The following is a 9807-nucleotide window of genomic DNA, read 5'->3' on the forward strand; positions in this document are numbered from 1 at the left end:
AGCTGGTGACCATCCTGAATGCAATGCTTCGGGATAATAAAGAATGGGTGACGACATAGCGCCACCCTTGACTTTAAACACAGCTGCTCTCCCTTGAGGGAGAGGGTTAGGGGGAGGGGGAAATCGCAGAACCTACCGCTTACGCCCCCCCATAATACTGCCCAGCACGCCGCGAATAATCTGGTTCGTCACCTGCCGCGCCGCGCTCTTCGCCATCGTCTGCACCACGCCATCGCGCTTGCCGCCTCGCGGCCCGGTGCTGCCGAACAGAATATCCTTCAGCCCACCGAGAATACCGTCATCCACCGCCACGCTCTGGCCTTTGGCTGGTGGCGCATCCTGCTGCTCGCCCGCAGCCTGCACGCCTTTTTGCAGTATTTCGTAGGCCGACTCCCGGTCAATCACTTCGTCATACTTGCCGTAAAGCGGAGAGTGATTCAGCAGGCCGTTACGCTCGTCGTCCGTCACCGGCCCCATGCGCGAACAGGGAGCGATCACCATCGCGCGCTCGACCATTGTCGGGCTGCCTTTGGCATCCAGGAAGGAGATCAGCGCCTCACCGGTGCCCAGCTCCTGAATAGCCTTTTCGGTATCAAAAGCCGGATTCGCTCGCATGGTTTGCGCCGCTGCCTTCACCGCCTTCTGGTCTTTGGGCGTAAACGCGCGCAGGGCGTGCTGGACGCGGTTACCCAGCTGGCCAAGCACAATGTCCGGCACATCGGCAGGGTTTTGCGTCACGAAGTACACGCCCACGCCTTTGGAGCGGATCAGGCGGATCACCTGCTCGATTTTATCCAGCAGAACCTGCGGGGAGTCGTTAAACAGCAGGTGCGCTTCGTCAAAGAAGAACACCAGTTTCGGTTTATCGAGATCGCCCGCTTCCGGTAACTGCTCATAAAGCTCGGACAGCATCCACAGCAGGCTGGCGGCGTAAAGCTTCGGCATCTGGTAGAGCTTTTCCGCCGAAAGAATGTTGATGATCCCTTTGCCGTTTGAATCGGTACGCATCCAGTCTTTGATGTCGAGCATCGGCTCGCCGAAGAAATACTCCGCGCCCTGCTGCTCAAGAGAAAGTAGCCCGCGCTGGATGGCGCCGACGGAAGCGCTGCTGATATTGCCGTACTGCGTCTGGAAAGCTTTGGCGTTATCGCCGATGTATTGGGTCAGGGCACGCAGATCTTTAAAGTCCAGCAGCGGCAGACCCTGGTCGTCAGAAATGCGGAAGATGATTTGCAGCACGCCGCTTTGCACGTCGTTCAGGTTAAGCAGTCGTGCCAGCAGCAAAGGCCCGAGATCGCAGACGGTGGCGCGCACCGGATGGCCTTTCTCGCCGAATATATCCCACAGCACTACCGGGTTGCCGTGTGGCGACCAGTCAGTCACGCCGATATTAGCAAGCCTGGCGAGCAGCTTTTCAGACTCGGCACCTTCTTCGGCCACGCCGGTTAAATCTCCCTTCACGTCGGCCATAAACACCGGCACGCCAATCTCTGAGAAGGACTCAGCCAGCTTCTGCAGCGTCACGGTTTTGCCCGTCCCGGTTGCGCCGGTGATTAACCCGTGGCGGTTCGCCATGTTGGGCAGAATATGCAGTTCAGTCTCTTTAGTTCTGGCAATCAGCAGTGGTTCAGTCATGAGCGTTTCCCTGTGGCAACATTTGTCTAAAGCATAGCCTTCCGCACGAATTGAGCATCAGGATCTTCCCATGTTTACCCCCTCGGTCCGGCGAAGGTCTATGCTTGGCAGATCTCTTACACAACCAGGGAAAGCTATGTCCAGATTCTTTTATAACGATCGCAAGCAGTTGGTTAACGATGCCATCGAAGGCGTCATTGTCAGTTCCCGCTACCGCAACCTTGTGCGGCTGGATATCGACCCGGCCATCCGCGTGGTGGCCCGCAGCGACTGGGACAAAAGCAAAGTGGCGATCATCTCCGGCGGCGGCTCCGGCCACGAACCGGCACACGTGGGCTTCGTTGGCAAAGGGATGCTAACCGCGGCGGTGTGTGGCGACCTGTTTGCCTCCCCGAGCGTCGATGCGGTGCTGAACGCCATTGTCGGCGTGACCGGCGATCGCGGCTGCCTGCTGATCGTCAAAAACTACACCGGCGACAGGCTGAACTTCGGCCTGGCCGCTGAAAAAGCCAAAAAGCACGGCCTGAAGGTCGAGATGGTGATCGTCGGCGACGACATTTCTCTGCCGGACAACAAACAGCCGCGCGGCATCGCCGGCACGGCATTAGTCCATAAAATTGCGGGCCATGCCGCAGAGCAGGGCAAATCTCTCTGCGATGTGCGGGACATCGCGCAAAAAGCCTGTGACAGCATTGCCAGCATGGGTGTGGCGATGCAAACCTGCAACCTGCCGGGCAGCGAGGAAGAAGAAGGGCGCATTAAAGGTGGCCACGTTGAACTTGGGTTGGGTATTCACGGCGAGCCGGGCGCCAGCACGGTGGACACCCAAAACAGCAAAGAAGTGATTGCCACGCTGGTGAAGCACCTGCGCAAAGCGACGGGCAAAGAGAGCGACCTGGCGGTGCTGATCAACAACCTCGGCGGCGTTTCCTCGCTGGAGATGGCGCTGCTGACCAAAGAGCTGATGCATTCGGATCTCGGTTCACAGGTCAAATATCTCATCGGCCCCGCGCCGCTGGTCAGCGCCCTGGACATGAAAGGCTTCTCGCTCTCCGCCATTAAGCTGAGCCCGGACTTTATTCAGGCGCTGGAATCCGAGGTGGAAACCGCAGGCTGGCAGCCGATGGTGAAATACCACAAGATGCCGGAGCAGAAGCAGGCGGTTATCCGTGAAGACCACGCGGTAAAACCGTCTGCCAACGATGAGGTGAAAGCCCTGGTCGCAAGCGTGACCCAAACGCTGATCGCCCAGGAGAACCACCTCAACGCGTTGGACGCTAAAGTGGGCGACGGTGACACCGGCTCAACCTTTGCCGAAGGCGCGCGCGATATCGCCAATCTGAACGACAAAGGCAAGCTGCCGCTGAACGACGCCGCCGCGCTGCTGGGGTTGGTGGGCGAGCGGCTGGCAACGGTGATGGGCGGCTCCAGCGGCGTGCTGATGTCGATCTTCTTCACCGCCGCCGGGCAAAAAGTCAGTGAGAAGCAGCCGCTGGCGGAGTCCCTGCTGTTTGGTCTGGCGCAGATGAAGCGCTACGGCGGGGCGGATCTGGGCGACAGAACGTTAATCGACGCCCTGCAGCCGGCGCTGGAAGCGCTGAGGGATAAAGACCTGAACGCCGCCGCGAAGGCCGCAGAGAAGGGCGCGGCCGACACGGCGAAGATGCAAAAAGCCAACGCCGGGCGCTCGTCCTATGTGAACAGCGACAACCTCGATGGCGTGAAAGATCCTGGGGCGGTCGCCGTGGCTAAGGTATTTGCCGGGCTGGTCAAGTAACTAAAAAGGCTCCCTTGGGAGCCTTTCTTACATCAGAAATCCGCTTTCAACACCACGCGGTAACGGGCTTTGCCGTCGCGCACATGCTGGATGGCTTCGTTGATTTTCGACATCGGGTACAGCTCGATCTGCGGTTGAACCTTCGCCCGGCTAACCAGCTTCATCAACGAACGCAGCTCGTGCGGAGAGCCGGTTGCCGACCCGGACAGGCTGCGATCGCCGCCGATCAGCGTGCCGGAGCGGATCTGGAACGGTTTCATCACCGCGCCCACGGTGTGGAACGTGCCGCTGTAGGCCAGCGCTTCGAAATAGGGCTGCCACTCGAGGTCAACGCTGACGGTATTGATGATCAGATCAAACTGACCTGCCAGCGCGGTTAACGCGGCCGGATCGCGGCTGTTCACCACTTTATCCGCGCCCATCGCCAGCACTTCTTCTTTTTTGGATGGGTTAGAACTGAACGCCGTCACCTCGCAGCCCATAGCATGCAGCAGCTTGATGGCGATATGCCCGAGGCCGCCGATGCCGATCACGCCCACGCGGCTGGTGGCGGTTATGTGGTGCATCAGCAGCGGTTTAAACACCGTGATGCCGCCGCACATCAGCGGCCCGGCGGATTCTATGTCAATGGAATCCGGCAGCGGGATCGCCCATTGCCAGTCCACGCGAATTTTATCGGCGAAGCCGCCACGGTTCACGATGGTCGGCACGCTGCCTTCCTGGCAGTTTATCTGGCTGCCGCTGATACACGCATCGCAGTGGCCGCAGCTTCTCGCCGTCCAGCCGATGCCCACGCGTTGGCCGACTTTGAGCCCTTTGTTTTGTGCCGCCGATCCCAGCGCGTGCACGCGGCCAATCACCTCATGCCCGGCGACCAGCGGATACTGCGAGAAACCCCATTCGTTGTCGATCATCGACAAATCCGAATGGCAGATGCCGCAGTACTCGACCTTCACCTCGACATCTTCCGGGAGCAGATCGCCCGCGTCGAAATCCTGAAGCGCCAGCTCCGCACCGGCCTTTGGCGCGGCATAACTTTTGATAACAGACATCGCTCTTCCTCCATATTGGCTCTGCAACCAGTGTAGAACATTGGATGGAGGAGCGACCTGGTGGAATGTGCCTGGTAGTGTTAAAGCGTTACCCAGCCGCCGCCCTGTTCCGCCGAAGCGTAGAGCGCGGCGACGATCTGCTGCACGACATAACCCTGTTCGGCATCGGCTACCATGGCTGCCTCGCCCTGAACGTGGCGGACAAAGCTTTCCATGGCACGGAAATGGCGGCGGTCGTCGGCGGCCTCCCTGCGCTGGATAGTTTCCAGTTTGCCGTCGCGGTCGTGATAAATATGGGCCGGGAACAGCGTGGCTCCAGCTCGCTCGCCGCAGAACTCGACGTTCATTTGCGAGGTTTTTTCCACGTTGAGGATAAAAGAGGTGTCCAGCCGCAGAATGCCGCCGCCTTTGAACTCGACCACGCCAAACAACGCGTCTTCTACCGTATAAAGCGCCGGGTTCCACTCACCGAACTGGCCGCTGTTTTTACTGTTGCCCAGCCTGTGGAAGCTGTGGGCCATTACCTGCGTCACTTTCGGGAAGCCGAGCACATAAAGCGCGGCGTCCAGCATATGAATGCCGAGATCGATAAGCGGGCCGCCGCCCTGAGAATCTTTGCTGATAAAATTCCCCCACGACGGCACGCCGCTGCGGCGCAGCGCTTTGGCCGTGGTGATATAGACCTCCCCCAACGCCCCAGCCCGAACCTGCTCGCGCAGCAGGGCGCTGTCCAGCGCAAAGCGGTGGTGGAAGTTGTAGGCCAGCACCCGGTTCACCTTTTTCGCCGCCCACCGCATCTCGTCGGCCTGGGCCACCGTCATCGCCGGAGGCTTCTCGCAAAGCACATGGCACCCGGCCTCTAACGCCTGCATCACGTGCGCATAGTGCAGAATATTGGGCGAACATACGCTGACGATCTCCGGCTTCGTCTCACGCAACATCTGCCCGACATCGTCATACGCCGCCGGAATGCCGAGCTTAGCCGCAAACGTCCTGGTACGCGGCAGGTCACGCCCGCAGGCCGCCACCAAAGCCAGAGAAGGATTCGTGGCATAGTAAGCCGCGTGAACGTTCTCCGCGATTTGCCCCGGCCCGATGATGGCGACTCGCATGGGGGGCGTGGGGTTGGGACTGGTCATGGGGGCTCCGTTGGGTGGCCAGGCTGAAAGCAAATCACATCGCAAACGCGGGGGAATGTAAACCGCAGAGTTGTTCAGGCTGCGGAGGATGCAAGGCCTTAAAGAAGGTTGTCAGGAAAACGGTAGGGCGCTGAAAAATTCAGCACTTAACGCCACTTACGCACAGCGCCACTTGCAAGGCTGCCAGCGACAGGTATAATCCACAACGTTTCCGCATACCCCTTCAGTGCCGAAGTGGCGAAATTGGTAGACGCAGTTGATTCAAAATCAACCGTAGAAATACGTGCCGGTTCGAGTCCGGCCTTCGGCACCATTAGTACTTCCTAGACCATCCGAGAAAGTCCGATTATCCCTTAAAAATCAATGCTTGAAGCGATTTTTACGTCCTGAGTCGTCCGAGATAGTCCGTTGAAATCCGGGGGGCACTGGGGGCATAATTGGGGGCATCTTAACTTCGATTAGAAATGTGCCCCCAAATGAAGCTCAACACCAGGCAGGTAGAGACCGCAAAGCCCAAAGACAAAAACTATAAAATGGCCGACGGCGGCGGTTTGTATCTTGAGGTTTCGGCCAAGGGGTCTAAATACTGGCGCATGAAATACAGACGTCCTTCTGACAAAAAAGAGGATCGCCTGGCATTTGGTGTTTGGCCGACCGTGACGCTTGCAGAAGCAAGGGTAAAACGTGATGAAGCCAAAAAGCTATTAGTTCAGGGCATCGACCCAAAAGCCGAACAGAAGGAAGCTCAGGCCGAGAACGCCGGGGCATATACTTTCGAAACCATCTCCCGAGAATGGCATGCCAGTAACAAACGCTGGAGTGAAGACCATCGCTCGCGCGTTCTTCGTTATCTTGAGCTGTACATCTTCCCTTATATTGGTTCATCTGATATTCGTCAGCTCAAAACCAGCCAGCTATTAGCCCCGATTAAAAAAGTTGATGCCAGTGGTAAGCATGACGTTGCACAGCGCCTTCAACAGCGCGTCACGGCCATAATGCGTTACGCCGTACAGAACGATTACATCGACTCAAATCCGGCCAGTGACATGGCCGGTGCGTTATCGACAACCAAAGCGCGACATTACCCCGCTTTACCCTCCAGCCGGTTCCCTGAGTTTCTTGCTCGTCTTGCTACATATCGTGGCCGGATGATGACACGGATCGCGGTCGAGCTTTCACTGCTGACTTTTGTTCGCTCTAGCGAAATGCGTTTTGCTCGATGGGATGAGTTTGATTTTGAAAAGGCTCTCTGGCGCATACCGGCGAAGCGAGAAGAGATAAAAGGCGTGCGTTACTCGTACCGTGGCATGAAGATGAAAGAGGAACATATAGTTCCACTTAGCCGACAAGCTATGGTGTTGTTAGAGCAGCTCAAACAAATCAGTGGTGATAAAGAATTGCTCTTTCCGGGAGATCACGACGTAACGAAGGTCATGAGTGAAAATACTGTAAATAGTGCTTTAAGAACGATGGGCTACGATACGAAAACTGAGGTATGTGGGCATGGGTTCAGAACTATGGCGCGTGGTGCGCTAGGTGAGTCAGGCTTATGGAGTGATGATGCGATAGAACGCCAACTAAGCCATTCAGAGCGCAATAATGTACGTGCGGCGTATATTCATACTTCTGAACATTTGGATGAACGCCGTTTGATGGTGCAATGGTGGGCTGATTACCTTGAAATTAATAGACTTAGATCGGTAACTCCGTTTGATTTCGCAAAAGGTAAGGATGGTTAGCTATAAATTAATCAAGTGTTGGTATTATTCACATCGAATAATACATTATCACTTTAAGTATTGATTTTGGTGTTGCTCATGGTTTCTATAGTTTTTGATTGTTTGAAGTAATTGGTGTAATTTTTCTGTGGAAAAGCTCTCAAGTTTGGATGTTAAGTATTGAGTTATATCATTCAATACATTAGGTGTTTTTACTTTGAGATAAGTTAGTACTTTATTTACATGCGGCAGTTAATAATTTAAAGGGATTATATGGCTAGATTAGATGAGGTTTTCAAAAAATCAGGTGTTCCAAGTTACACATTCGTTGAACCTGCCGAATATATGAGGGTTAAATCTGGTCTCCAGGTTCCTGGGCGAGGAATGATAATTGAGGGGCCGTCCGGTATCGGAAAAACATCATGTATTAAAAGAGCTCTCGAAGAATTGAATCTATCCGTTTTATTGCTTTCAGCTAGGAAATCTGAAGATGTAGATTTAATAAAAGAACTACCCAAAATGGATGGTGTTGGGACTGTAATTATTGATGACTTCCATCGACTTGATGAAGAGGGTCGGAGAAGGTTGAGTGATTATCTTAAGATATTAGCTGATGAAGAGGATGAGTCATCGAAAATAGTTTTGATTGGTATAAATAGAGCAGGGCAAACACTTGTTGAATATGCTCCTGATTTATTGCACCGAGTTGAAGTAATTCGAGTAGGAAGAACAAACCAAGAGCGAATTAGAGGTCTTATATCGCTAGGTGAAGAAACGCTTAATTGTAGAATTTCAATTGCCGATGAAATCTCAGAAGAGGCTGAAGGCAGTTTTGCAATGGCCCAAATATTATGTGGTGAGGCTTGCTTACAAGCTGGGTTAATTAATACACATGAAGGTGATGAGCCCTTAACAATTAATATAAGTTTGCCATCTATTCGAGAGAAGGTATTAGAAGAGCTTTCGCCGAGATTTTTCCCTCTGGCTCGAGAGTTCGCAACAGGTAAAAAACTTAGAAGGGAAGGGCGTGCACCTTATCTTCATCTTCTTTTATGGCTTTCTAAAACCCTCGAGGGGGTTCTTGACACTAGGGAAGCGGTTGCTAATAATGCTGAAATGAAGGCTAGCGTTTTGCAAGTGATTGAAAAAGGCCATTTATCAGCTTTAATTGATAGCAGTGAAAGTATAAAAAATTTAATTCATTATGAGAATAAAACCAGCCTTCTTACAATTGAAGATCCGAAGTTTTTATATTTCATTAGACATCTTATTTGGAATAAGTTTTCTAGGCAGGTTGGATATTCTGGGATAACATTTAGAGGGGAGTATGATTTTGCTCTTTCATTTGCAGGGCAAGATAGGGAAATTGCAGAATCTTTGTTTACTGAATTGCAATCCAGGGAAGTCTCTGTTTTTTATGATAAAAATGAACAGCATCGTATTCTCGCCAATGACGTTGAAGAATACTTGGCACCAATTTACAGAAGCTCTTCATTATTTGTAATTGTTCTATATAGCCAGCATTACCCTGCTAAAATATGGACGAAATTTGAGTCGGATAATTTTAAGCAACGATTTGGTGATAATTGTGTGATTCCTATTTGGTTTGATAATTCTCTTCCTGGTATGTTAGATGAAACCAGAAAGGTTGGAGGGATAACACTCCAAACGTCTGGTGATATCGCTAATCAAGTTAAAAGTATATCAGATGTAGTGTGTGCGAAACTTACGGAATTGAGGCAGGCTGAATGTCATGTGGCTTGAATTTACGTTGCGTTCATTCGTGGTTATTTATCGTCATGACTGTTGCTTCATGAATGGTTTTTTAATTTTAATGTAAAAGCATTTTAGCCGTGCCAGTTATGGTGCGGCGTTACTCTTTATGTTTTTGTACTCCTAATAATCATCTCATCTGAACTAGATGTAAGTATGCTCTTTTTTACTAAAACCCTCTAGGTTTGTTTGGTTGTTTTTATGCCGTCGGTTATCTCAGAAAAATAAAAGACACCGGACGCGCAATGCCCTCCTCGCCATGCCTACCCGCTTTAATGCAACATTAGGAGTTAAAATGTAAATCGGTCGCTCATGTGAAGCGACTTTTTTATATCCTTGCCTCACGCTTTTGGTGCACCACACAGCGGGTAAAACCTAGATCACGAAGAGATATCCTCAGCCATCACTCAACGTCACAACGTCGGCTCAGACAATTAAAAAATAAAATTAATAAATGTCCCGGCGCGCAATGCTCTCCCCGCCACGCCTGCCCGCTTTAGGGGGCGGTTTTAATGCAGGTGCATGAAGGGGCTCAGGCCGCGCCAGCACTGGTGCGGCGAGGTGTGAAAAAATACAGGGAATAAATGCAAAACCATGCAGCGTATGCATGCATGGTTATTTTTATTTCTAACTGAATACCACGTCCTATGGACGTGGTTATCGGCTTTTTGGCTCTGCCAGTAATGCTACTCATGGGAAAATCCGAATCCGTT

The 9807-nt window shown here is 52.6% G+C and carries 7 protein-coding genes and 1 tRNA gene; 4 read left to right on the forward strand and 4 right to left on the reverse strand.

The genetic code is table 11. The annotated features are described in order from the left end of the window. Positions 1–132: 132 nt before the first annotated feature. On the reverse strand, positions 133–1635 hold the full coding sequence (locus B9Y90_RS24925; RefSeq protein WP_085543002.1) for a helicase HerA-like C-terminal domain-containing protein: 1503 nt from the start codon (positions 1633–1635) through the stop codon (positions 133–135). A 136-nt stretch (positions 1636–1771) separates the two neighbouring features. Between B9Y90_RS24925 and B9Y90_RS24930 the strand changes: the two genes are divergently transcribed. Then, a complete protein-coding gene (locus B9Y90_RS24930) occupies positions 1772–3412 on the forward strand; it encodes a dihydroxyacetone kinase subunit DhaK (protein ID WP_085543003.1) in 1641 nt (546 codons plus the stop codon). Between the two features lie 32 nt (positions 3413–3444). Here the strand turns inward: B9Y90_RS24930 and ahr are convergent, their stop codons facing one another. Together ahr and B9Y90_RS24940 are read right to left on the reverse strand one after the other, a co-directional pair. Then, positions 3445–4464: an NADPH-dependent aldehyde reductase Ahr gene (gene ahr / locus B9Y90_RS24935; protein WP_085543004.1), complete on the reverse strand. Its 1020-nt coding sequence runs from the start codon at positions 4462–4464 to the stop codon at positions 3445–3447. 80 nt (positions 4465–4544) lie between these two features. Next, positions 4545–5603 carry a Gfo/Idh/MocA family protein gene (locus B9Y90_RS24940; RefSeq protein WP_085543005.1) on the reverse strand — a complete coding sequence of 353 codons (1059 nt, stop codon included), beginning with the start codon at positions 5601–5603 and terminating at the stop codon, positions 4545–4547. A 228-nt stretch (positions 5604–5831) separates the two neighbouring features. On the opposite strand from B9Y90_RS24940, the gene B9Y90_RS24945 reads away from it, so the two are divergent. The 3 genes from B9Y90_RS24945 (at position 5832) to B9Y90_RS24955 (ending at position 9085) form a co-directional block, all read left to right on the forward strand. Further along, positions 5832–5916 (forward strand) — tRNA-Leu (locus B9Y90_RS24945). A gap of 163 nt (positions 5917–6079) precedes the next feature. Continuing rightward, positions 6080–7342, forward strand: a complete 1263-nt coding sequence (locus tag B9Y90_RS24950; RefSeq protein WP_085543007.1) for a tyrosine-type recombinase/integrase — start codon at positions 6080–6082, stop codon at positions 7340–7342. 252 nt (positions 7343–7594) lie between these two features. Next, positions 7595–9085: a TIR domain-containing protein gene (locus B9Y90_RS24955; protein WP_085543006.1), complete on the forward strand. Its 1491-nt coding sequence runs from the start codon at positions 7595–7597 to the stop codon at positions 9083–9085. A 541-nt stretch (positions 9086–9626) separates the two neighbouring features. On the opposite strand, the gene B9Y90_RS27170 is transcribed toward B9Y90_RS24955, so the two are convergent. Continuing rightward, positions 9627–9807: hypothetical protein (locus B9Y90_RS27170; protein WP_139827500.1), on the reverse strand; the 181-nt coding region annotated here is incomplete at its 5' end.

It is taken from the genome of Cedecea sp. NFIX57, from assembly GCF_900177785.1.
In the GTDB taxonomy this organism is placed as follows: domain Bacteria; phylum Pseudomonadota; class Gammaproteobacteria; order Enterobacterales; family Enterobacteriaceae; genus Cedecea; species Cedecea neteri_C.